The sequence below is a fragment of the Sunxiuqinia sp. sy24 genome, from assembly GCF_052677165.1.
In genome coordinates this window covers 1-870 of record NZ_JBQYLH010000045.1, presented here as the reverse complement: position 1 = coordinate 870, position 870 = coordinate 1, and the positions used below count along the sequence as shown (strand labels likewise).

Genomic DNA, 870 nt, shown 5'->3' with positions numbered 1-870 from the left:
ATCGCCGGTAACGCGACGCTGGCGCGAGCCGAAACCAACTGCTTTAGTCGGGTGCTTGCCTGCAAACCAGTTGATCACATCGATGTTGTGAATGTGCTGCTCCACAATGTGGTCGCCCGATAACCACAACCAGTTTACCCAGTCGCGAATCATGTATTCCATTTCGCTCCAATCGGCATTCGGATTGCGATGCCACAGTTTCGACTGGTTCCAGTAACAGTTAGCGCTCACAATGTCGCCGATAGCACCATTGGCAATTTGCTTGTATACTTCAATATAATCACGCTGGTGACGACGCTGAGTTCCGGTTACGATCTTGAGTCCGAGTGATTCAGCTTTTTTAGCTGTAGCCATCACTGAACGAATTCCCGTTGGATCAACAGCTACCGGCTTTTCCATAAACACATGCTTGCGGGCCTGCACGGCTGCCGCAAAATGCTCCGCCCGGAAATGAGGGGGCGTAGCCAAAATCACTACGTCAACACCCGAGTCAATTACTTTTTCGAAAGCATCAAATCCTACAAATATATTTTCATCAGCCACTTCATTGTTGGCCTGTTTTTTCAATTTATTCCGGCAATCGTCAATACGATCCTGGAAAACATCGCCCAAAGCATGAATAACCAAGTTGGGGCCTGCATTTAAAAAGTCGAGTGCTGCACCCGATCCGCGGCCACCACAGCCAATTACGCCCGCTTTGATCGGTTTTCCATCCGGTGCCTGATCCAATAAAGGCGGCAGGTTCAGTTCAACCACTTTTTTCTTTTCGGTACACGATACCAGTGCATTGGCTCCTATTACGCCAACAGCACCTATAGCTGCTGCATTGGTTAAAAATTTACGTCTTGAGAAATTCGATTTTTCTGTCAT

Annotated in this window: 1 protein-coding gene; it reads right to left on the bottom strand. The window is 48.0% G+C overall.

Annotated features, from left to right (window positions below; translation table 11 throughout):
- On the bottom strand, nt 1-870 hold an 870-nt coding region (locus ACUNWA_RS19015; RefSeq protein ID WP_445593510.1), incomplete at both ends, for a Gfo/Idh/MocA family protein.